General features: G+C 69.4%; 23 protein-coding genes. 17 read left to right on the top strand and 6 right to left on the bottom strand.

The genetic code is table 11. The annotated features are described in order from the left end of the window. The first annotated feature begins 46 nt into the window (after positions 1-46). Genes EIZ44_RS06340 through EIZ44_RS06325 form a run of 4 tightly spaced genes read left to right on the top strand, consistent with a single transcriptional unit; the run spans position 47 to position 3,290 of the window. On the top strand, positions 47-664 hold the full coding sequence (locus EIZ44_RS06340) for a hypothetical protein (protein ID WP_134727967.1): 618 nt from the start codon (positions 47-49) through the stop codon (positions 662-664). Beyond that, the gene (locus EIZ44_RS06335; RefSeq protein WP_037807043.1) at positions 665-1,831 is read left to right on the top strand and encodes a glutathionylspermidine synthase family protein; all 1,167 of its coding nucleotides are present in this window, start codon (positions 665-667) and stop codon (positions 1,829-1,831) included. Between the two features lie 54 nt (positions 1,832-1,885). After that, entirely contained in the window at positions 1,886-2,338 is a 453-nt protein-coding gene (locus EIZ44_RS06330; protein ID WP_134727966.1) for a DUF350 domain-containing protein, read from the top strand. A gap of 37 nt (positions 2,339-2,375) precedes the next feature. Beyond that, positions 2,376-3,290, top strand: a complete 915-nt coding sequence (locus EIZ44_RS06325; RefSeq protein WP_134727965.1) for a haloalkane dehalogenase — start codon at positions 2,376-2,378, stop codon at positions 3,288-3,290. 25 nt (positions 3,291-3,315) lie between these two features. Here the strand turns inward: EIZ44_RS06325 and EIZ44_RS06320 are convergent, their stop codons facing one another. Together EIZ44_RS06320 and EIZ44_RS06315 are read right to left on the bottom strand one after the other, a co-directional pair. Continuing rightward, positions 3,316-3,852, bottom strand: coding sequence for a DUF4240 domain-containing protein (locus tag EIZ44_RS06320; RefSeq protein ID WP_134727964.1), 537 nt, complete (start codon positions 3,850-3,852; stop codon positions 3,316-3,318). A gap of 50 nt (positions 3,853-3,902) precedes the next feature. Beyond that, positions 3,903-5,183 (bottom strand): aspartate aminotransferase family protein, encoded by a 1,281-nt coding sequence (locus EIZ44_RS06315; protein ID WP_037807052.1) that lies wholly within the window; start codon positions 5,181-5,183, stop codon positions 3,903-3,905. 152 nt (positions 5,184-5,335) lie between these two features. On the opposite strand from EIZ44_RS06315, the gene serS reads away from it, so the two are divergent. The 3 genes from serS to EIZ44_RS06300 all read left to right on the top strand — a co-directional run bounded on the left by serS (position 5,336) and on the right by EIZ44_RS06300 (position 8,182). After that, a complete protein-coding gene (gene serS / locus EIZ44_RS06310) occupies positions 5,336-6,604 on the top strand; it encodes a serine--tRNA ligase (protein ID WP_078870231.1) in 1,269 nt (422 codons plus the stop codon). A gap of 26 nt (positions 6,605-6,630) precedes the next feature. Further along, positions 6,631-7,104: a hypothetical protein gene (locus tag EIZ44_RS06305; protein WP_134664472.1), complete on the top strand. Its 474-nt coding sequence runs from the start codon at positions 6,631-6,633 to the stop codon at positions 7,102-7,104. A 76-nt stretch (positions 7,105-7,180) separates the two neighbouring features. Beyond that, positions 7,181-8,182, top strand: a complete 1,002-nt coding sequence (locus tag EIZ44_RS06300; RefSeq protein WP_134664470.1) for a DUF3558 family protein — start codon at positions 7,181-7,183, stop codon at positions 8,180-8,182. Positions 8,183-8,201: 19 nt separating this feature from the next. Here the strand turns inward: EIZ44_RS06300 and lhgD are convergent, their stop codons facing one another. Both lhgD and EIZ44_RS06290 read right to left on the bottom strand, forming a co-directional pair. Continuing rightward, a complete protein-coding gene (gene lhgD / locus EIZ44_RS06295) occupies positions 8,202-9,386 on the bottom strand; it encodes an L-2-hydroxyglutarate dehydrogenase (RefSeq protein WP_037807063.1) in 1,185 nt (394 codons plus the stop codon). A gap of 61 nt (positions 9,387-9,447) precedes the next feature. Further along, a complete protein-coding gene (locus EIZ44_RS06290) occupies positions 9,448-12,525 on the bottom strand; it encodes an AfsR/SARP family transcriptional regulator (protein ID WP_134727963.1) in 3,078 nt (1,025 codons plus the stop codon). Positions 12,526-12,639: 114 nt separating this feature from the next. On the opposite strand from EIZ44_RS06290, the gene EIZ44_RS06285 reads away from it, so the two are divergent. The 7 genes from EIZ44_RS06285 to EIZ44_RS06255 all read left to right on the top strand — a co-directional run bounded on the left by EIZ44_RS06285 (position 12,640) and on the right by EIZ44_RS06255 (position 18,616). Next, positions 12,640-13,788 (top strand): DegT/DnrJ/EryC1/StrS family aminotransferase, encoded by a 1,149-nt coding sequence (locus EIZ44_RS06285; RefSeq protein WP_134727962.1) that lies wholly within the window; start codon positions 12,640-12,642, stop codon positions 13,786-13,788. 26 nt (positions 13,789-13,814) lie between these two features. Continuing rightward, positions 13,815-14,744: an NAD-dependent epimerase/dehydratase family protein gene (locus tag EIZ44_RS06280; protein ID WP_043837832.1), complete on the top strand. Its 930-nt coding sequence runs from the start codon at positions 13,815-13,817 to the stop codon at positions 14,742-14,744. 37 nt (positions 14,745-14,781) lie between these two features. Beyond that, positions 14,782-15,999, top strand: a complete 1,218-nt coding sequence (locus EIZ44_RS06275; protein WP_235147060.1) for a glycosyltransferase family 4 protein — start codon at positions 14,782-14,784, stop codon at positions 15,997-15,999. Then, positions 15,999-16,616: an acyltransferase gene (locus EIZ44_RS06270; protein WP_134727961.1), complete on the top strand. Its 618-nt coding sequence runs from the start codon at positions 15,999-16,001 to the stop codon at positions 16,614-16,616. The genes EIZ44_RS06275 and EIZ44_RS06270 overlap by 1 nt, the downstream gene beginning before the upstream one ends. 83 nt (positions 16,617-16,699) lie before the next feature. Further along, complete coding sequence (locus EIZ44_RS06265; protein WP_134727960.1) at positions 16,700-17,272, top strand: Uma2 family endonuclease; 573 nt, start codon at positions 16,700-16,702, stop codon at positions 17,270-17,272. 109 nt (positions 17,273-17,381) lie between these two features. After that, positions 17,382-17,882: a SigE family RNA polymerase sigma factor gene (locus tag EIZ44_RS06260; protein ID WP_037807080.1), complete on the top strand. Its 501-nt coding sequence runs from the start codon at positions 17,382-17,384 to the stop codon at positions 17,880-17,882. After that, positions 17,879-18,616: a hypothetical protein gene (locus EIZ44_RS06255; RefSeq protein ID WP_134727959.1), complete on the top strand. Its 738-nt coding sequence runs from the start codon at positions 17,879-17,881 to the stop codon at positions 18,614-18,616. The genes EIZ44_RS06260 and EIZ44_RS06255 overlap by 4 nt, the downstream gene beginning before the upstream one ends. On the opposite strand, the gene EIZ44_RS06250 is transcribed toward EIZ44_RS06255, so the two are convergent. Together EIZ44_RS06250 and EIZ44_RS06245 are read right to left on the bottom strand one after the other, a co-directional pair. After that, a complete protein-coding gene (locus EIZ44_RS06250; protein ID WP_043837826.1) occupies positions 18,617-19,570 on the bottom strand; it encodes a Gfo/Idh/MocA family protein in 954 nt (317 codons plus the stop codon). It abuts the gene before it with no gap. Beyond that, a complete protein-coding gene (locus tag EIZ44_RS06245; RefSeq protein WP_043837824.1) occupies positions 19,567-20,673 on the bottom strand; it encodes a DegT/DnrJ/EryC1/StrS family aminotransferase in 1,107 nt (368 codons plus the stop codon). Before EIZ44_RS06245 ends, EIZ44_RS06250 begins: the two co-directional genes overlap by 4 nt. 191 nt (positions 20,674-20,864) lie before the next feature. On the opposite strand from EIZ44_RS06245, the gene EIZ44_RS06240 reads away from it, so the two are divergent. The 3 genes from EIZ44_RS06240 to EIZ44_RS06230 are packed head-to-tail and all read left to right on the top strand — an operon-like array spanning position 20,865 to position 22,577. Then, complete coding sequence (locus EIZ44_RS06240; protein WP_037807091.1) at positions 20,865-21,596, top strand: acyl-ACP--UDP-N-acetylglucosamine O-acyltransferase family protein; 732 nt, start codon at positions 20,865-20,867, stop codon at positions 21,594-21,596. An 11-nt stretch (positions 21,597-21,607) separates the two neighbouring features. After that, positions 21,608-21,853, top strand: a complete 246-nt coding sequence (locus tag EIZ44_RS06235; protein WP_037807632.1) for an acyl carrier protein — start codon at positions 21,608-21,610, stop codon at positions 21,851-21,853. After that, positions 21,846-22,577, top strand: a complete 732-nt coding sequence (locus EIZ44_RS06230; protein WP_037807093.1) for an SDR family NAD(P)-dependent oxidoreductase — start codon at positions 21,846-21,848, stop codon at positions 22,575-22,577. Before EIZ44_RS06235 ends, EIZ44_RS06230 begins: the two co-directional genes overlap by 8 nt. The last annotated feature ends 15 nt before the right edge of the window (positions 22,578-22,592 follow it).

Genomic DNA, 22,592 nt, shown 5'->3' with positions numbered 1-22,592 from the left:
AGGGTGGAACGCGGGGTTTGCAGTGCTGGGGGATTACGGAGCGCACATGACGCAAGACGACAACAGCGGCGTGCAGCCGCCCGAGGAGCCGAAGAAGCCGGGCTCGATGCGGTTCCAGGACGCGAACACGCAGCCCCGGCAGCCCTCGGTGGCCGAACAACGGGCCCGCAAGCAGGCCATCGCCGACCAGGAACGCGAACGGCAGGCAGCCGTCGCGGCCCGGGAGGCGGCGGACGCGAAGGCGGCCACCAAACGCAAGATCCTGATCGGCAGCGGGGTCACTGTCGGTCTCGTCGGGCTGGTCGCGACGTTCTACACGATCGCGAAGCCCGCCGAGGTCACCGCGTCCTGTGTCTCGTCCGACGGAGTAATCCAGGACGACAAGTACTGCGACGCGAACTACGCCCAGACCCACGGCGGGCACTACAGCGGCGGGTTCTGGTTCATCCCGATCGGCACCGGCGGCGGGTACACCCAGTACCGCTACAACTACGGCGGCACCGGGAACATCGGGCAGCACGTGTCCGGCGGCAGCTACACCGCGCCGTCGGGCAACACCAACGTTTCGACCAAGTCGGGCACCAGCGTCCAGCGCGGCGGGTTCGGCATCAGCGGCAAGAGCGGCAGCAGCTTCGGCGGGACCGGGAAGAGCGGAGGCTCATAGGTGTATCGGGACCGGCGGGAACCGCGCCGCGACTGGCAGCGGATCGTCGAAGAGCAGGGCCTGGTCTACGGCACCCCGGCGCGCGACGGCACCGGCAAACCGCGCCCGTACTGGGACGAATCGGTGCACTACGTCTTCGACATGGACGAGGTGCTCTCGCTCGAGGCGGACGTCGAACTGTTGCACTCGATGTGCCTGGAGGCCGTCGACAACGTCGTGACCACCGAGCAGTACCAGCGCTTCGGCATCCCGGAGTGGGTGTGGCCGCACATCGCGGAGTCGTGGAAGCGCCAGGACCCGCACGTCTACGGGCGCTTCGACCTGCGCTACGACGGCAAGTCGCCGGCCAAGCTGCTGGAGTACAACGCGGACACGCCGACCACGCTGCTGGAGGCGTCGCTGCTGCAGTGGCACTGGAAGACCGACGTCTTCCCGGAAGACGACCAGTGGAACTCCATCCACGAGAAGCTGGTCGAGCGCTGGGAGGAGATCGGCGGGAAGCTGCCGTCGAACGAACTGCACTTCACCTGGTCCTCCGCCGACCCGAGCGGCGAGGACCACGTGACCACGGCGTACCTGCAGGAGACCGCGGCCGAGGCCGGGCTCGACACGGTCGGGCTCGCGATCGAGGAGATCGGCTGGGACCCGGTGCTCAAGCGGTTCGTCGACCTCGCCGAGGGACAGATGTCCACGGTGGTGAAGCTGTACCCGTGGGAATGGGTCGTCGACGAGGAGTTCGGCAAGTTCGCGGTGGAGACCATGCCGCGCACGCTGTGGGTCGAACCGCTGTGGAAGATGCTGCTGTCGAACAAGACGCTGCTCGCCGTGCTGTGGGAGAACTATCCCGGGCACCCGAACCTGCTGCCCGCGTTCGCTGACGATCCCGGCCTGCTCACCGAGTACGTGCGCAAGCCGAAGCTCGGCCGCGAGGGCGCGAACGTGCAGATCGTGGCCACCGGGTACGAGACGCAGACCGACGGCGTCTACGGCGCGGAAGGCTACGTCTACCAGGCGTTCGACCCGCTGCCCGAGTTCGACGGGTACCGGCCCGCGCTCGGCGCGTGGATCGTCGGCGACCAGTCGGCAGGCCTCGGCATTCGCGAGACCAGCGGACTCGTCACCGACGACGGCGCGGCGTTTGTGCCGCACCGGATCCCGGAGTCGTGATACAACCCTGGATGTCCGATTCAACTGGCTGAATTGGCCATCCAGGGAGACCCCGTGACCACGACCCTCGCGCTGCCCGCGACCTTCGGTTCCGATCTCGTGCGCGGGATCGGCGCGATCCTGCTGTACGGCATCGTCGGCCTGCTGCTGATGTTCGCCGGCTTCTACGCGATCGACTTCACCACGCCGGGCAAGCTGTCGAAGCTGGTCACCCGCGGGCTGCCGAACGCGGTGATCGTGACCGCGTCCGGGCTGCTGTCGATGGCGTTCATCGTGGTCGTGGCGATCTACAGCTCCGCGAGCGACCTGACCGCCGGGCTGATCACGTCGCTGGTCTACGGCCTGATCGGGGTCATCGTGCAGGTGCTGGCGGTGCGGCTGCTGGAGTGGGCGACCCGGATCGACGTCGGGTCCACCATCCAGAGCGAGAAGTTCGCGCCGGCGAGCATCGTCGTCGCGGCGGCGCACCTCGGGCTCGGGCTGGTCGTCGCGGTAGCGATTTCGTAGCGTTCGCGCACTGCCGCGCGGTCCCGTTCCCACTAACGTGGGAACCGTGCGACTCCTCAGGACGCCGGAAGACCGGTTCGCGGACCTGCCCGATTTCGCCTTCGAACCTCAGTACACCGACCTGTCCGACCCGGACGGCGGGCTGATCAGAGTCGGCTACGTCGAGGCCGGGCCCGCGGACGGGCCGCCCGTTCTGCTGCTCCACGGCGAGCCGAGCTGGTCGTTCCTCTACCGGAAGATGCTTCCGGTGCTGGCCGATGCCGGGCTGCGGGCGATCGCCCCGGACCTGGTCGGGTTCGGCCGGTCGGACAAGCCTGCGGAGATCGTCGACCACACGTACGCGCGGCACGTCGAATGGATGCGGCGGTTCGCGTTCGACGTGCTCGGGCTCGAAGGGGTCACGGTCGTCGGGCAGGACTGGGGCGGGTTGATCGGGCTGCGGCTGGTGGCTGAGCATCCGGGGCGGTTCGCCGGGGTGGTCGCGGCCAACACCGGGCTGCCGACCGGGGACGTGGACATGCCGCCGGTGTGGCACAAGTTCCGGGAAGCCGTGGAGGGCGCGCAGATTCTGGACGTCGGGCGGTGTGTGCAGTCCGGGTGCAAGACGCCGCTGTCGGAGGACATCCGGGCGGCTTACGACGCGCCGTTCCCGAACGAGATGTACAAGGCCGGGCCGCGGGCGATGCCGGGGCTGGTGCCGACGCGACCGGACGATCCGGCGTCGGACGCCAATCGGGCGGCGTGGGCGACGTTGACGGATTTGGACGTGCCGTTCTTGTGCGCGTTCTCGGACGGCGACCCGATCACCGGCGCGATGGGGCCGATTCTGCAGCGTTCGATGCGCGGGGCAGCTGGTCTGGACCACCCGACGGTGGCCGGGGCTGGGCACTTTCTGCAGGAGGACGCGGGGGAGACGCTCGCGGAGCACGTGGCGCGGTTCGTGCGACGCTGACTGGACAGCACCTGCACAGCAGGGATCAGTTCAGGTACGCCGCGGCGAGCCGGGGCAGCCTGCGTCGCATCTCTTCGGCGTCCTCGTAGTCGAACTCCCACTCGGGATCCAGCGGCGGGTACCGGATGGTGAACGAGTCAGCCGGAAGCTCCTCTCCGGTCGCGTCGATGTGCGCGCTCGAGGCGATGCCCAGGGTGGCTTCGCACTCCAGTTCTTCGCCGTCCGCGGCGGCCGCGCGCACCGCGGGCAACTCGGCCAGTTCGTCCGGGGCGGCCACGATCCGCTCGAAGACCTCCCGGCCCTGCAGGACCAGCCAGCCGCGGAAGTACTCGAAGCCGTCGTCGGAGCAGCCGCCGTTGGCGAGGTAGGCGGCTGCCCACAGCGGGCCGCGGTAGGAGTCGGCCAGCAGGTCCCAGACGATCTGCTGGGCGGCCACGATCTCCTCCCGCGGACGCGCGGCGAGCAAGGTACAGGCTTGTTCGGCTACGTCGTAGCTGTCTTCCGGTGCGGAGGCCTGGCCGCGTGCCTCGTCGATCAGGGCCCAGAACTGTTCGGTGTTCACGAGCACGGATCTTCGCACCGGGGTACGACAAAACCGGGCGGAGCGAGCGGTCAGGACAGGGCGGCCAGCGAATCGAGCAGGATCTGCAGTCCTTCGGCCGCCTCGGCTTCGGTCAGCGTCATCGGCGGCCCGATCCGCAGGACGTTTTTGTGCAGCCCGCCCTTTCCGATGAGCAGCCCGCGCTTTTTCGTTTCTTCCAGCATTTGCTTGGCGGCAGCGGTATTCGGCGTCGTGGTGCCCGGTTCGATCAGTTCGACGCCGATCATCAGCCCCTTGCCGCGCACCTCGCCGACGTAGGGGCTGTTCGCCGCGCGCAGGCCGCGCATCAACTGGTCGCCGCGGGCTTTGCAGTTGGCTTGCAGGTCGTGCTCGTCGATGTAGTCGAGGACGGCCAGCGCGCCCTGCATGGACACCGGGTTGCCGCCGAAAGTGGAGAACGACTCTGCCTGGAAGCAGTCCATGACGTCGCCCCGGGCGACCACGCCGCCCACCGCCAGGCCGTTCCCGAGCCCCTTGGCGAAGGTCATCATGTCCGGCACCACGTCGTGGGCCTCGATGCCCCAGTAATGGTCGCCGGTGCGGCCCCAGCCGGTCTGGACCTCGTCGGAAATGAAGAGGATGCCGTGCTCGTCCAGGACTTCCTTCATCGCCTTGAACAGGCCGTCCGGCGGGGAGCTGAAGCCGCCCACGCCCTGGATCGGCTCGGCGATCAGACAGGCCACGTCGCCCGCGGTGGCGGTTTCCAGGAGTTCGACCAGGTCGGCGACGCAGGCGTCGATGTAGGCGGTGTCGGGCAGGTCGCGGAAGGGGCTGCGGTAGCGGTAGCCGCCGTGGACGTAGTTGACCTTGATCGGGCTCAGCGACGACGCCGACCAGCCGCGGTTGCCGGTGATCGCGACCGTGCCGAACGACCGGCCGTGATACGAGTTCCGCATCGCCAGCACCTGGTTGCTGCGGCGGTACTGGGTGGCGAGCATCAGCGCGGTGTCGTTGGCCTCGCTGCCGGAGTTGGTGAAGAACACCTTGGCGTCCGGGATGCCGGAGCGCCGCGCGATCCGTTCGGCGAGTTCGACCTGCGAGCGGATCAGGTACAGCGTCGAGGTGTGCAGGACGCCGGTGTCCAGCTGCTTGCGGACCGCGTCGCTGATCGCGGGGACGTCGTAGCCCATGGCGTTGGTGAGCACGCCGGCGAAGAAGTCGAGGTAGGTGCGGCCGGTGGAATCGGTCAGACGGCGATCCTGCGCGTGCACGATTTCGATCGGCTCGTCGTACAGCAGGGACATCCAGGACGGGAGCACCGCGCGGTGGCGCGCGAGCAGGTCGTCGGTCATGTGAGTTCCCTCCGCTCCGGGTTCTAGCGAGTATGGGGAGCGCGGGAAACGGGCGACAACGATCAGACTGTCGGGTTGTCTTCGGGGCGGCGCACAGTGTGTACGGGAAACCGCGTCGAAGCCACGGCTGGCCTGCGACTACCCTTCTGTCCGTGATTGACCCCAGGACTCTGCGCGAAGACCCGGAAGCCGTGCGCGCGTCGCAGCGTGCCCGTGGCGAGGACGAGGGAGTGGTCGACAAGCTGCTCGACCTCGATCAGCGCCGCCGCTCTGCGATCGCGACCGCCGACAAGCTGCGGGCCGAGCAGAAGTCCGTGTCCAAGCAGGTGCCGAAGGCCTCCGCCGAGGACAAGCCCGCCCTGCTCGCCCGCGCCAAGGACCTGTCGGCGCAGGTCAAGGCCGCCGAGGTCGAGCAGAACGAGGCGTCGGAGGAGTTCGACAAGCTGTTCCGGATCCTGCCGAACCTGGTGCACCCGGACGCGCCGATCGGCGGCGAGGACGACTTCGCGGTGCTGAAGACCGTCGGCGAGGTGCCGTCGTTCGACTTCGCCCCGCGCGACCACCTCGACCTGATGGAAGGCCTCGGCGCGCTCGACATGGAGCGCGGCGCGAAGGTGTCGGGCTCGCGGTTCTACTTCCTGTCCGGCGTCGGCGCTCAGCTGCAGCTCGCGCTGCTGAACATGGCCGTGGCACGCGCGACGGCGAACGGCTTCACGCCGATGATCACGCCGTCGCTGGTCCGCCCGGAAATCATGGCGGGCACCGGCTTCCTCGGCGCGCACTCGTCGGAGGTGTACCGGCTGCGCGACGACGACCTGTACCTCGTGGGCACGTCGGAGGTCCCGCTCGCGGGCTACCACTCGGACGAGATCCTCGACCTCGCCGCCGGTCCGCGCCGCTACGCGGGCTGGTCGTCGTGCTACCGCCGCGAGGCAGGGTCGTACGGCAAGGACACCCGCGGCATCATCCGGGTGCACCAGTTCGACAAGGTCGAGATGTTCGTGTTCGCCAAGCCGGAGGACGCGGAGGCCGAACACGAGCGGCTGCTGGGCTGGGAAGAGGACATGCTCGCCGCGATCGAGGTCCCGTACCGGGTCATCGACACCGCGACCGGCGACCTCGGCACGTCCGCCTACCGCAAGTACGACTGCGAGGCGTGGGTCCCGACGCAGGAGACCTACCGCGAGCTGACCTCGACGTCCAACTGCACCACGTTCCAGGCCCGCCGGCTGTCCGTCCGCTACCGCGACGACAACGGCAAACCGCAGACGGCCGCCACCCTGAACGGCACGCTGGCGACCACGCGCTGGATCGTCGCGATCGTGGAGAACCACCAGCAGCCCGACGGTTCGGTCCGGGTGCCGGTGGCGCTGCGTCCGTTCCTCGGCGGGCTTGAGGTGCTGGAGCCGGTCAAGCGCTGAACTTCGCGAAGGCGAGACAACCTCAGATGGAATCCGACAGAGCCCTGATCCCCGCTCTGCGCAAGGCCGGTGCGCTGGCCACAGTGGACTATGCGCTGGCGTTCGCCGTGCTCGCGGTCGCGGGCTGGCTGCTCTTCGCCGCGGAAAAGGGGACGCACGCGTCGTTCCGGTTCGGGCTGATCGCGATCGGCGGCGCGGCGTTCTGCCTCGTCGTCAACGGGGTCATGCTGGCCCGGGGGCGGGATCGGCGGCCGATGTTCCGGTCCGCGGACGCGCAGTTCCTCGCGACGCTCCGGCAAGGCGCCCTGCGGATCTGGCTGTTCGGTCTGCTGCTCGCGGCGATCGGCTCCGGCGTCATCCTGCTGGTGCCGAACTCGCATCCGTTCCGGCCGCAGGTGAACGGAACCACGATGGCCATCGCGATCGCCGCCGCCGCGGTGGTCGTGGCGGCCGCCGGGGTTTCCGCGCTCGTCCTGCGGCGCGCGGTGCCGAAACCGTGATCTCCGGTCCTTCCTTCGCGTTCCGCAGGTGCGGAACGCCGCTGCTCAGTAGGGTGCGGAGCGGAGGAGGCAGCTGATGAGGTGCAAACAAGCGGCGGTCGCCCTGGCGGCGGTCGCGATGCTGCTCGCCGGGTGCACGCAGCAGGTGAGCGGCGTGGCTTCGCCGGTGCCGGGGCAGGGGCCGGTCACGCCGGTCGTCGAGCCGTGCCAGCTTCTCGACGCGAAGCAGCTCGCCGGGCTCGGCTACAAGCCGCCGGGCCGGTCGGTGAAGGCGCGCAAGGAACAGCGCGCGCCCGCGATGTGCTTGTGGACCGGGACGGACACCGACCACACGGTGGTCATGTCCGTCGGCTGGTCGGTGGACCTGAGCCTCGACGACTACCTCCAGGGTGCCCTCAAAAAGGCCGACCCGGTACAGCTCGGCGGCTTCCCGTGGACGCGCTACGCCGGGTTCATCAACGGCAGCTGCGACCTGTACACGACGCTCGGCCCGAAGTCGTTCGCCTTCGTGAGCGTGTCCTATCCGGACGACGCGCAGGCGTGCGAACGCGCGAAGAAGGTCATCCCGCAGGTCGCCGCGCATCTGCCGGGCGGGCAGCCCGCGCCGTCGATCGCGCCGAGCACGCCGCCGGAGGGCACCGCGCCGACCGGGCCGCTCGCGTCGGTCAACCCGTGCCAGCTGTTGAAGCCCGAGCAGGCGCAGCAGCTGAAAATGGTGCCGAACGGCGAACTCGACAGCTCCAAGGTCATCTCGCCGAACGTGACCTACTGCCTGTGGAAGGACACCGACGGCGACGGCGGGCAGAAGCCGTTCGAGGTCTGGGTCGGGCCGGACGTTCCGCTGAAACGCTGGCCCGGCATGGAGGTCGCGCCGACCGAGCAGATCGACGTGAACGGCCGGAAGTGGTCGCTGTTCCCGAACTTCAACGATTCCGGCGGCGTGATCTGCGCGGCCGGGCTCCCGGTTTCGGACACCGCCTCGATCCAGATCGTCAGCGGGCAGCTGGCCGACAAGACCAAGGCGTGCGACGCGATCAAGGCCGGAATCCCGATGGTGTCGGGAAATCTGCCTTCCTGAACCGTCTACATCGGACGGTTCAGTCGGTCACCCGGTCGGCGATGTACTTGGCGATCTCCAGCGCGCTCGTCGCCGCCGGGCTCGGCGCGTTGAGCACGTGCACCTGGTCCTTTGTGGACTCGATGAGGAAGTCGTCCACCAGCGAACCGTCCGGGCGCAGCGCCTGTGCCCGGACGCCGGAACCGTGGCGGACGATGTCGTCCTCGGTCACCGCGGGCACGAGCTGCGCGAGGCTGGCGGCGAAGCGCTTCTTCGAGAACGACCGCAGCACCTCTTCGAGGCCGGTCGGGTACGCGTACTTGCGGGCGAGCTTCCAGGCGCCGGGGAAGCGGGCGACGTCGGCGAGATCCTTCACCGACACGTCCGCCCAGCGGTAGCCCTCGCGGCGCAGCGCGAGCACGGCGTTCGGGCCCGCGTGGACGCTGCCGTCCAGCATGCGGGTCAGGTGCACGCCGAGGAACGGCAGCGTCGGGTCCGGCACCGGGTAGATCAGGCCGCGCACGAGGTGGCGGCGCTCCGGCTTCAGTTCGTAGTACTCGCCGCGGAACGGCACGATGCGCGCGCTCGGCGTGATGCCGGCCATCTCGGCGACGCGGTCCGCGTGCAGACCGGCGCAGTTGACCAGCGCGTCGGCGTGCAGCACCTCGGAGCCGGTGGCCACCTCGACCCCGCCGCCGCGAGCCGGGCGGATGCCCAGCGCGGGGGTGTTCAGCCGCAGGTCCGCGTCCGCCTCGTCGAGCAGCCGCACGAGCGCCGCGCACACCGCGGGGAAGTCGATGATGCCGGTCGACTCGACGCGCAGCGCGGCGACGCAGGACACCTCCGGCTCGTACTCGCGGGCCTCCGCGGGCGTGATCCGCTTGGCGGGCACGCCGTTGGCCTCGGCCCGTTCGGCGAGCGTGTCCAGCGCGGGGATCTCCTCCTCGCGGGTCGCCACGACGAGCTTGCCGCACACCTGCACCGGCACCCCGTACTGCCTGGCGAAATCCACAATGGACCGGTTGCCGCCGACCGACATCCGCGCCTTGAACGAACCGGGCTTGTAATAGAGCCCGGCGTGCACGACGTTGGAGTTGTGCCCGGTCTGGTGCGCCGCCCAGCGAGCTTCCTTTTCGAGCACCGTCACGTCCTGGCCGCGCTGGGACAGCTCCCACGCGACCGACAGCCCGACGATTCCCCCACCGATCACAACTACGTTCCGCACGGCAGGGAAGGCTACGCGCTCCGGTGCGGCGCTGCGTACCCCCCGACGGCGTGGTACCCGTTCACTGAACCGGGGACAATCCGGCCAACGCGAGGCGTTGATGCGGTTCTAGCTGCTTACCGGCGGTGTACGCGGCGGTGAACCCATCCGGTCCGAGCGCCTTCTCCGCGGCCGCGGTGACCTGCGCGACATCGTGCTGGCCGGGCACGGCGGCCCCGCGCACCGCGGCCGCCGCGCCGAGCAAAGCGGCGGCGTCGGCGAACCGGCCCTCCTCGGCGAAGACCCCGGCGACGCCCTCGAACGCGGTGGCCAATGACCCGTGGTCATGCCAGCGGTGCGCGGTTTCGACGCCGAGCTGCATCCGTCGGCGGGCATCCTCCGGGCGGTGCTCGGCCACGTCGATCCAGCCGAGCGCGATCGACGCGGCCGCCCGCACGATGGCGGCCGAGAACGAGTCCGCCGCGCATTCGGCGAGCGCCTGCTCGGCCAGCGCCCGCGCAGCGGCCAGATCTCCGGAGCGGCGGGCGATGCCGGACAGGCCGACGTGACCGCTGCCTCGCGTCTCGGGCATTCCGGTGCGATGAGCGAGTTCGACGGTTCGCTCGTAGTCGGCCTTCGCGCCGGCGAGGTCGCCGCGCAACGCTCGGCTGTCGCCGCGACGGCACAGCAGGTCCGCGTAGTCGTCGGTCGCGCCGAGCGTCTGCATGAGCGACAGGGACTCGGTCATCGCGGCGAGCGCTTCCTCGTGGCGGCCGCGCAAAACCAGCAGTTGCGACAGGTGGTCGAGCGCCATCGACAGCCCCCAGCGTTCGCCGAGCGCCCGGTAGCACGCTTCGCCTTCTCGCAGACCGCGTTCGGCTTCGTCGAGTTCCCCGGCGAGCATCGCGCGCAGACCGTCGCCCATCGGCACGAGCGCGGTGAGCCACGGGTCGGGATGCTTTTCGAGCCCGGACAGCCGGAGCCGCGCGTCCTCGTCGTCGGGCGGCCCGAGCACGACGCCGGACAGCATGAGCATCATCGGATGCTCCGGGGTCCAGGAGCTTTCTGCTAAGTACCGCTCCACATAGGACCGATAGTTCGCCGTCTCGGCGGCTTCCGGGGCGCCGGCCATCGCGGTCAGCAGGCACATGAGGAATTGCTCGCGGTGTCCTTCCGGCGGCTCCGCTTGGCAGTGGCGCACGATTTCCATCGACAGCGCCGCGCCTTCGTAACGTCGTCCGCGCAGCCACCAATACATCGACAGCGCGGCGGCGATCCGCAACGCGGTCGACGGATCTGCCGCGGCCGACCACCGGAGCGCGGCCACGATGTTGTCGTACTCAGCGTCGATTTTCCGCAGCCGGTCCAGCTGGTCCGCGGTACGCAGCTTCGGGTCGGCTTCCTCGACGAGCCGCAGGAAAACCTGCGCGTGGGCGTGCCGGAAGCGTTCGGTCTCGCCTGCGGCGTCGAGCTTTTCCGCGCAGAAGGCGCGGATCGTCTCCAGCATCCGGTAGCGCCCGCTCGACGGTTCGACGAGCGACTTGTCGGCGAGTTCGGGGAGCAGGTCGACGGGGACGTCGCACACCTGCTCGGTGTACGCGAGCGTCGCGCCGCCGGTGAAAACGGTCAGCCGACGGGCGAGGCGGCGTTCGTCGTCATCGAGGAGATCCCAGCTCCATTCCACGACACCCCGGAGCGACCGGTGCCGTTCGTCGGCGGTGCGGCTGCCGCGGGCCAGCAGCTGGAAGCGGTCGTCGAGCCGGGCGGCGATGTCGGCGACCGGCAGCGTGCGCACGCGGGCGGCGGCCAGTTCCAGCGCGAGCGGGAGGCCGTCGAGCGCGGTGCAGATCCGCACGACGTCGGCCGCGGTTTCGTCGGTCAGCCGGAACGCGGGGTCGCTCGCCCGGGCGCGGTCGAGGAACAGCCGGACCGCGGGATAGGTCTCCACGTGGGGTGCGTCGGGCGGTGGGACGGCGAGGCGGGGGATCGGGGCGAGCTGTTCGCCGGTGATCCCGAGCGGTTCCCGGCTCGTCGCCAGCACCCGCAGCCCGGGGCACGCGGGCAGCAGCTGCGCGACCAACCTCGCGGCCGCGGCGATGACGTGTTCGCAGTTGTCCAGCACCAGCAACGTCGCCTGGTCGCGCAAGGCCGAGACGAGGCGGTCGACCGGGTCCTGGCGACCGCGGGCGCCCTCGCGCAGGCCGAGCGCGGTGAGGACGGCTTGCGGAACGTCGTCGGCGACGTGCGGGGCCAGTTCCACGAAGACGCACGGTCCCGCGTCCGCCGCGGCTTCGACGGCCAGCCGGGTCTTCCCGGTCCCGCCGGGACCGAGCAGCGTGACGAGCCGGGCCTGGCGCAGGAGATCGGCGACCTGCCGCAGTTCGCCGTCCCGGCCGACGAAGCTGGTGAGCTGCGCGGGCAACGGCGTCGCGGCGTTCGCCGACTCGCCGCGCAAGGCCGCCAGGTGCGCCTCGGTGAGGTCTGGACCAGGGTCCGCGCCCAGTTCGTCGGCGAGCGTGCGACGGGCGTCCTCGAACGCAGCCAGTGCTTCGGCGGTCCGTCCGGCGGCGTGCAGTGCCCGCACCAGCTGAGCCCGCGACCGCTCGCGCAGCGGGTTCTCGGCGATGGCGGTGCGCAGTTCGTCGAGGACGTCGGCGGCGCGGCCGAGCGAGATCTCCGCGTCGACCCGGTCGGCAGCCGCCTCGGCGCGCAGTTCAGTTAGCCGGGTGGCCTGGACCTCCGCGGCGGGGACGTCGGCGAACGCCGGTCCGCGCCACAGCGCGAGCGCCTCGCCGAGCAGGTCGCTGGCCCGCGTCGGGTCGCCCTCGGCCAGTTCGCGACGGCCCTCGCCGGCCAGCCGCTCGAACCGGTGCGCGTCCACTTCGTCCGGTTCGATCCGGAGGCAGTACCCCGCCGAGGTGAGTTCGATCGGCAGTTTCAGCGCGCCGCGCAGCCGCGAAACCTGCGATTGGAGCGCGTTGGCCGCGCCGTCCGGCGGTTCCTCGCCGTAGAGCCCGTCGATGAGCCGCTCGGCGGACACGAACCGCCCGGCGTCCGCCGCGAGCAACGCGAGCAGCGCCCGGCCTCGCGGGCCGCCCACGGCGACCGTCCCGCCCGCGCCGTCCCAAGCGACGACGGCCCCCAGCACCCCGATCCGCATCCCGTGAGCCTATGCCCGGAACGGGTGCTTACCCGTGGGTTCTGTCCCCGAAACAGGAGGCAAACGCGACTTCTATACACTTTGGCGCGACCCCGCGCAATGCGGGACACCCCGATGCACAGGAGATCTACAGTGGGCGAACCCGTCCTGCTCGGGAAGCCGACCGTCGGCGACGAAGAGCTCGCAGCCGTCGCCGAAGTGTTCCGTTCCGGCTGGCTGGCCGGCGCGGGCCCGGCGTGCCGTCGCTTCGAGGAGCGGTTCGCGCAGCTGACCGGCACCGCGCACGCTCTGACCACCAGCAACTGCGGCTCCGCCCTGTTCCTGGGCCTGAAGGTGCTCGGCGTCCAGCCCGGCGACGAGGTGATCGTCGGCGACTACACCTTCCCGGCGACCGGCCACGCCGTGCTGCAGGCCGGCGCGAAGCCGGTCTTCGCCGACATCCGCCCGGACATCTTCAGCGCCGACCCGGCCGCGATCGAAGCGCTCATCACGCCGCGCACGGTCGGCATCCTCGCCGTCGACGTCGCGGGCCAGCCCGGCGACTTCGACGAGTACCGCGCCATCGCCGACAAGCACGGCCTGTGGCTGTTCGAGGACGCCGCCTGCTCCGCGGGCGCGACCTACCGCAACCGCCCGGCCGGCAGCCTCGCCGACCTCGCCGCGTTCTCCTTCCACGGCCGCAAGGGCATCACCGCGGGCGAGGGCGGCGCGCTGGTCTCGGACCGCGAGGACCTGATCGCGCACGCGCGCAAGATCCACACCTACGGCATCGAGCCCGCGATCAGCCGCGAAGGCTCGGACACGCTGCCGATCCCGTCCTTCCACGAGCTGGGCTGGAACTTCCGGCTGTCGGACATCCAGGCCGCGATCATGGGCGTCCAGCTCGACCGGCTGCCCGACCTGCTCGCCGCCCGCCGTTCGGTGGCCAAGCGCTACCACGAGGCGTTCGAGGACGTCGACGCGCTGACCGTGCCGGTCGAGGCTCCCGACCGCGAACACCCGTGGCAGGCCTACCTGATGACGGTGGCCCCGGAGATCAGCCGCGACGCGCTGGCCCTGCGGATCCGCGAACAGGGCGTGCAGTGCAACTTCGGCACCTACGCCTCCCACCTGCAGCCGGTGTACGGCGAGCAGCAGCCGCTGCCCGTCTCCGCCGACGCTTTCCGCCGCCAGCTGGCGATCCCGATGCACGCGGAACTCACCGACAGCGAAGTCGAGCGCGTGGTCACCACCGTGCGCGAAGCCGTGTCCGCTCTTTCCTGACCCGCCGACCTCCCTGAGGAGAACCCATGTCCGACAAGAAAGTTTTCTTCACCGGCGCCGGCGGTTTCATCGCCTCGCACGTGATCCCGATCCTGCTGGAGAAGGACTACACGGTCCGGATCTTCGACAACATGACCCGCGGCGACCGCGACCGCGTCAACGAGTTCGTCGCCACCGGCAAGGTCGAACTGGTCGAGAAGGACGTGCGCTACGGCGTCGGCGTCCGCGAGGCCATGCGCGGCTGCACGCACGCGATCCACTTCGCCACCGTGTCGATCAACAAGTCGATCGCGGACCCGGGCGAGTCGATCGACATCAACATGGTCGGCAACAACAACGTCTTCGCGGCCGCGGCCGACGAGGGCGTCGAGCGCCTGGTGTTCGCTTCCAGCGCCTCGGTGTACGGCGAGCCGGAGAAGCTGCCGATGCACGAGGACGACAAGCTGAACCCGCTCACCCCGTACTGCATCTCGAAGCGCGCGGGCGAGGACCTGCTCGGCTTCTACGAGCGCACCAAGGGCCTGTCCTGGAACGCGCTGCGGTTCTTCAACGTGTACGGCCCCGGCCAGAAGATCGAGGCGTACTACACCTCGGTCATCAACCACTTCATCCAGCGCCTGCGCGCCGGCCAGCCGCCGATCATCGACGGCGCGGGCGACCAGTCGATGGACTTCGTGCACGTGACCGACCTCGCCAAGGGCGTCGTCGCCGCGCTGGAGTCGGAGCAGTCGAACCTGCCGATCAACATCGGCACCGGCATCGACACCTCGATCGCCACCCTGGCGAAGATCCTGATCGAGGCGGTCGGCGTCGACGTCGAGCCGGTGTTCAACAAGCGCGACGTCCTCGTGTCCCGCCGCGCCGCGGACATCACCCGGGCCCGCGAGGTGCTCGGCTGGGAGCCGCAGATCACCGTCGAAGAGGGCATGCGCGCGTTGGTGCGGGACTCCGAGTGAGCCTCGCCGTCGGCGCGTCTTCCGAGGGGAATGCGTAATGAGCACTGCGGGCCCGGCCGAGGGAAAGCCCATGCGGATCGTGGTGGTGAACAACTTCTTCCCGCCGCGCGTGGGCGGGAGCGCGCACATGTCGGCCTCCTTGGCCGCCGAGTACGCGGCTGCCGGACACGAAGTGCTGGCGATCACCGCTGCCTACGGTGACGCGCCGGCGGAAGAGGAGCGCGACGGCTACCGCGTCGTGCGCCTCCCCGCGGTGAAAATGCCGCAGCTCGGCCTGTCGATCGACTTCGACATGACGTTCGCGTCGATGCGGCCGGGCAACTGGCGGCGGCTGTGGAAGCTGCTGAACGAGTTCAAGCCGGACGCGGTGCACCTGCACGGACAGTTCTTCGACCTGTCCTGGATGGTCGGCATCTACGCGCGCCGGCACAAGCTGCCCGTTCTCCTGACCATCCACACGCTGCTGATCAGCGAGAACAAGATGTACGGCCGCGTGTTCCGGGCGCTCGACGCGATGCTGGTGAACCCGGTGCTGAAGTACCTGCGCCCGCGCTTCGTCATCCTCGACAAGCTCGGCGTGGACTACTGCGTCGAGCGCTACGGCACGAGCGACGACAACTCCGAGTACTTCCCGATCGCGGTGGACACCGGGCACTTCGCCAAGCCGGTGACCAAGGACGTGCGCGCGGAACTGGAGATCGGGGACGCGCCGCTGATCGTGTCGCTCGGACACGTGATCCCGCTGCGCAACCGCCTGCCGCTGATCGAGGCGCTGCCCGCCATTCTGGAGCGGCACCCCGGCCTGCGCGTGGTGATCGTCGGCCGGGTGTACCACGACGCGTTCCAGCAGCGAGCCAAGGAACTGGGCGTAGCCGACGCACTGATCGTCACCGGCGCGGTGCCGAAGGCGGACGTACCCGCGTACTTCGCGGCGGCGGACATCGTGACGCACGACCTGAACGGCGGCTGCGGCACCGCGTCCCTGGAGGCAATGCTGTCCGGCACGGCGACCATCGCGTCGGTCACCGAGGACAACTACCCGGGCATCGAACTGCACAACGGCGAGAACATCCTGCTGGTGCGGCCGAACGATTCCGAGGCGGTCAAGTCCACCGTGCTGTCCCTTTTGGACGATCCGAAGGAACGCGCGCGGATCGCCGAGCGGGAAGCCTCGATGGTCCGGGACAACTTCGGACTGGACGTAGTGGCCGAGGAACACCTGCGGGTGCTCACGAAACTGGTGGCGGACAACTGATGTTCTTCGACGACGAGCGCAGCAACCGGCTGCGCCCGATGATCCTGAACGACCTCGTCGCGCAGTACATGAACGACGCCGAGCGGGCCGCGTTCTACGGCCTGCCGGAGTCGTGCCGCGTGCGCGAGCGAGTCAAGATCGTCAGCCCGGACAACCTCACGATGGGCGAGCACTGCTGGGTCGGCGAGGGCGCGACCCTCGACGCCAGCGGCGGGCTGGAAATCGGAGAGCACACCAGCATCGGGCTGAACACGCTGGTGTTCACGCATTCGAGCTGGCTCGCGAACATGGCGCTGGAAAACCATTCCGGCAGCGACCTGATCGAACGCAAGCCGGTGAAAATCGGCAAGGGCTGCTTCATCGGCGGCCTCGTGGTGATCATGCCGGGCGTCACGATCGGCGACTTCGCGACGGTGCAGCCGAACTCGGTGGTCGCGAAGGACGTCCCGGCACGCTCCTTGGTGGCGGGCAACCCGGCGCGCGTGTTCCAGCGCTACGACGAGGAGTACATCGAGGCCGAGGTGAAGCGGGTACGCGAGGAAAACGCCCGCCGCCGAGCGCTGTCGGACGACTCGTCCGGGTGGGGCTCTCCGTCAGGCGACTTCACGGGGAAGTGATTCGGACACGGTGCGTCACGCACTGGCGGATGCTCCGGGTAACATGGGACACTGCTCTCAGTCACTGTCGGTGAAGGAGATCCATGAGTGTCCTTGAATGGCCTCACCGGCTCCTGACTCTTGACGACTGGGCGGACCTTCCGGCGCACCCGGAGGTCCGAGTCGAGGTCGTCGAAGGGGTCCTGTCAGCGTCGCCGCGTCCGATGTCGCTCCACCAGCTGATCATCAGCAGATTGCCGTATCTGCTGACGATGCAGCTGCCGCCGGAACTGGTGGCGGTAGGCGAATTCGAGACGGTGCTGGCCGAGCTCCCACCCACCGTGCGGGTGCCGGATGTGCTGGTCGCCCCGTCGGACCTGATCGAAGCCAACGTCCCGCGAGTCGGGGCGAGCGACGTTTCCCTGGTGGTCGAGGTGCTTTCGCCTGCCACCAAGGACGTCGACCTGGGTGCGAAGCTTTTCGAGTACGCCGATGCGGGGATCGAGCACTACTGGATCGTGGATGTGGACGCGCCGGTGAGCATGATTGCTTACCGGCTCATCGACGGCGATTACGAGAATTTCGGCGAGTATTCCGGCACCGTCGAACTCGAGGTCGCGGGCGCGCCGGTGAAGCTCGACCTGAGCGCACTTGTCGACCCTCGCGCGCAGCGCTGACCCGAACACCATGCGTCGCCGTTGAGGCAAGACTGACCAGCCATTACGTCGACGCACGTCCCCCGCCCCCGTAACCTGGACACCAAGGCCACCGGGAAACAGAGGGGGGATCGTGCGCGGGGACGACGAGTTCGCCGACTTCGTGCGGTCCTGTTCTGCCCGCCTCACCCACGCCGCCTACCTGCTCACCGGCGACCGCCACCAGGCTGAGGACGCCGCGCAGACCGCCTTCACCCGTACCTACGCCGCCTGGCCCAAGGTGCGGCGCAAGAACCCCTACGCCTACGCCCGGCGCGTGCTCGCCAATCACGTCATCGACATGTGGCGTCGCCCGATCCGCGAATACGCCACCGAGGAGATGCCGGAACCGTCGAAGGTGCCGGACATTTCGCATGCCGTCACGGATCGGGAATGGCTTTCCGACGCATTGGCCCGGCTCACCGCCCGGGAACGCGCCGTGGTCGTGCTCCGGCATTTCTTCGATTTGCCGGAACACCAAGTCGCCGAGGAATTGGGTGTGTCCGTCGGCACGGTCAAGAGCACCAATTCCCGCGCGCTGGCGAAATTGCGCGTGGACGGTGACGCGCTGGTCGGGGAGGTGAGCGCGTGACGGACGAACTCGACCGGTTGCGCGCCGCGCTTCAGGAAGCGCCCGCGGAACCCTTCGCGGAGCCCGATCTGGAGCGAATCTTCAAAGACGGCGGGCGGATCCGGCGTCGGCGGCGTTTTCTGACGTCCTCGGGAGCGGCAGTGGCCGTGGTCGCCGTCGTGTTCGGTGCGGCTTGGTTGCGCTCGCCGGGCGGTGCGCCGGAGCAGGTGCACGCGGCGGCAGCGCCTCCGCCGTCGGTAATGACAACGAGCACCGCCGCGCCAGCACCGGCTTCGACGTCGGCTGAGCCGCGGCCGCTCGGTGACCTGATCTCCACCGGCACCTACTCCGACGGCGCGGAACTTGTCTTCTACGCAACGGAAATCGACGACCCGGACAACCTGCCGGCTGTCCAATTCGGAGTGATGGCCAGTCTGTCCGAACCGGACGGCAACCTGCGCCCGCTCTACCTCGCCAACGAATCCGAAGGCGCGGACCGCTCTTTCGGCTTCCACGCCACCTCGGGCGGCACCACCGTGTCCGACACCTGGGTGCCGGTATACGGCTACTTCAGCGGACCGGCCGCGCGCATCGAGACCACAGTGGACGGTCGCACGGTCCCGGCGCACACGGCGCGCTGGAGCGAGGATCCGGACGTGGTCGTGTTCTGGTTCGACCAGGACGACGTACCGTCCGCGGAGAGCGCGACCCCGCTGGTCGCCTACTCCGCGGACGGCAAACGCCTCACCAAATAATCAGGCGGCTTCAGTCAGAACCTGCGCCACGACCTCGTGCGACGGCAGGATCAGCGCCCGCTCGACGTCCGCGTCGACCTTGCCCTCCAGCAGGTCGACGAACCGGTCCAGCTGGGTCGCCAGCGGCTCGCGCGCGGTGACCAGCTCCGGGATCTCGATGACGGTCTGCTGCCGATAGCCGAGACCGTCCGGGGTGACCGAATCGTGCGAGACGTGCCGGTAGATCGTCACGTCGCGGCGCAGCAGGTCGATCTCGATCATCCGGTCCAATTCGGACACCGTCAGCGAGCGGACCTTGCGCTGCGCCAGCCGCGAGGCCGACACCGTGGCCAGTCCGGCGGGGAACGACAGCACCGTTTCGATGGTGTCCTCGGCCCCGGTGACCGACTGCGGGTGGAAGTACCCGGCGCTGGAGGTGACCCGGCTCGGGGTCGACCCGCCGAAGAACTGGATCGCCAGGTCGACGTCGTGCACCAGCAGGTCCCACGCGACGCCGGTCTTGATCCGCGGCGCGTACGGGCCGTGCCGGCGCGCCATCAGGTGCACTGGTTCGTTCACCAGCGCCCGCGCGGTCATCACGGCCGGGTTGTAGCGCTCGAGGAGCCCGCACATCAGCGGGACGTCCTTCTTCGCCGACAGGGCAACGATTTCCTGCGAGAACTCGAGGCTGTTGCACACCGGCTTCTCGACCAGCATCGGCTTGCCCTGGCCGAGAATCTCCTGCGCCAGCTCGTAATGCACCTCGGTGGCCGAGGCGAGCACCACCGCGTCCACATCGGACAGCGAGCCGATTTCCGGCGTCCACTGGGTTTCGTAGCGTTCGGCGACCGCGCGGCCCGCTTCCTCGCGCGGGTCGATCACGCGGGCCAGGTCCACCCGGTCGTTCTGCGACAGGACACGCGCGTGCAGCGAGCCCATGTTGCCGGTGCCGACGAGTGCGATGCGGTGTGTCATGCGCCCAGTACCTCGCGAACGGCCTCGATGATCCGGTCCAGCTGGGATTCGGTCAGGTGCGGGTGCACCGGCAGCGAAAGCGCTTGCGCGGCAACGGCGGACGCCACCGGGAAGTCCTCGACGCGCGCGTCCGGGATCAGCGGGTGCCCGCGGTAACAGTCGTAGTCGAAGACGATCTTCGGGTAGTAGATCCCGTTGCCGATGCCCTTTTCGGTCAGCGCGGAAGCGAATTCCTCGCGCGAGAGCATCGCGTGCGGGCCGACCAGCACGGTGTACTGGTGCCACACGTGCTCGCGGCCCGGCAGCACCTGCGGCACCTCGAGGCCCGGCGTGCCGGCGAGGCCCTCGGACAGCCGCTTCGCGTTGGCCTGGCGGGCAGCGGTGAGCTGGTCGAGCTTCTCCAGTTGCGGGATGCCGACCGCGGCGTGCAGGTCGGTCATCCGGTAGTTGTGCCCGGCCATCTCGTACTGGTAGCGGGCCTTCATGCCCTGGTTGCGCATCACGCGCAGCTTGTCGGCCAGCGCGTCGTCGTCCGTGGTGATCACGCCGCCCTCGGCGGTGGTCACGTTCTTCGTCGCGTACAGCGAGAAGCAGCCGATGCCGTACGACCCGGCCTGCTTGCCCTCGAACGACGCGCCGACGGCCTGCGCGGAGTCCTCGATGATCCGCAGCCCGTGCTCGGCGGCGAGCGGCGCGAGCTTGCCCATGTCCGCGGTCTGGCCGTACAGGTGGACCGGCATCAGCACCTTGGTGCGCGGGCCGACCGCGGCGGCGACCGCGTCCGGGTCGATCGCGAAGTCGTCGCGCCGGATGTCGGCGAACCGGACGGTCGCGCCCGCCTCCAGGATCGCGTTCAGCGTCGCGACGAAGGTGAACGGCGAGGTCACCACCTCGTCCCCGGGCTGAAGGTCCAGCGCCTGCAGCGACGCGACGAGCGCGGTCGTCCCGTTGTTCACGGCGATGGCGTGCTTCGTGCCCGCGACTTGCGCGAACGCATCCTCGAAGCGCTTGACCATCGGCCCCTGAGCGATGGCGCCGGATCGCAGCACCTCGACGACCAGGTCCTCCGCGTCTCGGACGTCGACCACGGTAATGGGGATCATCGGCAGTCTCTCTCGGCTGGGGATTTCTGTGCGTCCGGTACAGTGCTAGGCGCTCCGGCCGCGAGGCCGGAAAGCCGCCGGTTCTGCGCCCGGCCACCCTGCATGCACGCGGGCCACACGTTACCGGGCGCCGCAGGCAGCCCTTGACCCCAGGCCGTCCAGGCCGGAAGCGACGAAACGGATCACCGACTGTGTCACCTGCGGCACCCAACCGGATTCACCCCACGGCAGTCGTCGGCGAGGGCGTGGAGCTGGGCGAAGGCAACGTCATCGGCCCGTACGCGGTCATCGTCGGCCCGGCTCGCATCGGCGACGGGAACTGGATCGGACCGCACGTGACCATCGGCACGCCGGGCGAGGACCGGGGCGGTCCGCACCCGGCCGCCTGGGAAGGCGCGCCGACCGGCGACCCGGCTCAGGACGGGCACGGTGTCGTCGTCGGCAGCCGCAACCGGATCCGCGAGTACACCAGCATCCAGCAGGGCACCTGGCGCGCCACGACGCTCGGCGACGACTGCTACGTGCTGCGCGGCAGCCACATCGGGCACGACGTGCTGGTCGACGACCAGGTCACGCTCGCCTGCAACGTCATGCTCGGCGGGCATACCCATGTCTGGCCGTTCGCGAACCTCGGCATGGGCACGGTCGTGCACCAGGGCGGCAGCATCGGCCCGGGCGCGATGGTCGGGATGGGTTCGGCGGTCCGCCGCGAGGTGGGTGCGTTCACCATCACGGTCGGCAACCCGGCCCGGGTCACGGGCGTCAATACAGTGGGCTTGTCGCGTCGTGGCCTCGACGAGGCCGCCGTCGAGGCGCTCGGCCCGTGGGTCAAGGGCAAAGGCGACCTCCCGGACGACGGGCTCCCCGAAGACCTCTCTACCTTGGTGAGGGCGTGGGACGCACGCCCGCGCGAAGAACACTAGGAGCTGTGAAGATGTCGGAAGTCGCCCCCAAGCTGCGCGAGGTCTTCGTCGAGGCGCTGGACCTCGACGGGGACGTGGACGTCGAGAACCTCAAGTACCGCGACATCGAGGCGTGGGACTCGGTCGGGCACATGGCGCTGGTCGCCGCGATCGAGGACGAGTTCGACATCGAGTTCGACACCGACCAGGTGATCGACATGTCGAGCTTCAAGGTCGCGGTCGACATGGTCACCGACCTCGTGTCCAAGAATGACTGATCTGACCGGACGCGTCGCGCTCGTCACGGGCGGGACGCGCGGAATCGGGCTGGCCACCGTGCGCGCGCTCGTCGAAGCGGGCGCCACCGTCGTGCTGACCGGGCGGGACGAAGACCGGGCGAAGGCAGTCGCCGCCGAGGCGGGCGCCACGGCCGGTCTCGCGCTGGACGTCACCGACGCAAAAGCGGTCTCGTCGCTGGTGCGCGGCGTCGCGAAGGAACACGGGGCGCTCGACATCGTCGTCGCCAACGCCGGCGTTCTCGAGGACGCGCTGCTCGGCATGATCAGCGAAGACCTGGTCGACCGCATGTTCAAGACGAACGTCGGCGGCACGATCAACACCGTGCAGGCCGCTTCGCGCGTGATGAGCAGGCGCAAGTCCGGTGCGATCGTCCTGCTGGCCTCGATCGTCGGCGAGAACGGCAGCGCGGGGCAGACCGCGTACGCCGCTTCCAAGGCCGCGGTCGGCAACATCGCCCGGTCCGCGGCGAAGGAGCTGGGCAGGCACAACATCCGGGTCAACGCGGTCGCGCCCGGGGTGATCGAGACCGACATGACGTCCCACCTCGGCGAGAAGGTCATCGCCGAGCGCATCGAGGACACGGCGCTGGGCAGGCTCGGCAAGCCCGAGGAGGTCGCGAAGGCGATCCGCTTCCTGGCGAGCGACGAGGCGGCCTTCGTGACGGGCCAGATCCTGGGCATCGACGGCGGCTTGGTGTTGTGAGTCCGGATATGCCGG

The organism is Amycolatopsis nivea (assembly GCF_004522235.1).
Classification (GTDB): Bacteria; Actinomycetota; Actinomycetes; order Mycobacteriales; family Pseudonocardiaceae; genus Amycolatopsis; species Amycolatopsis nivea.
The sequence above is the reverse complement of the archived record's forward strand: the minus strand, read 5'-3'. Positions and strand labels throughout refer to the sequence as shown.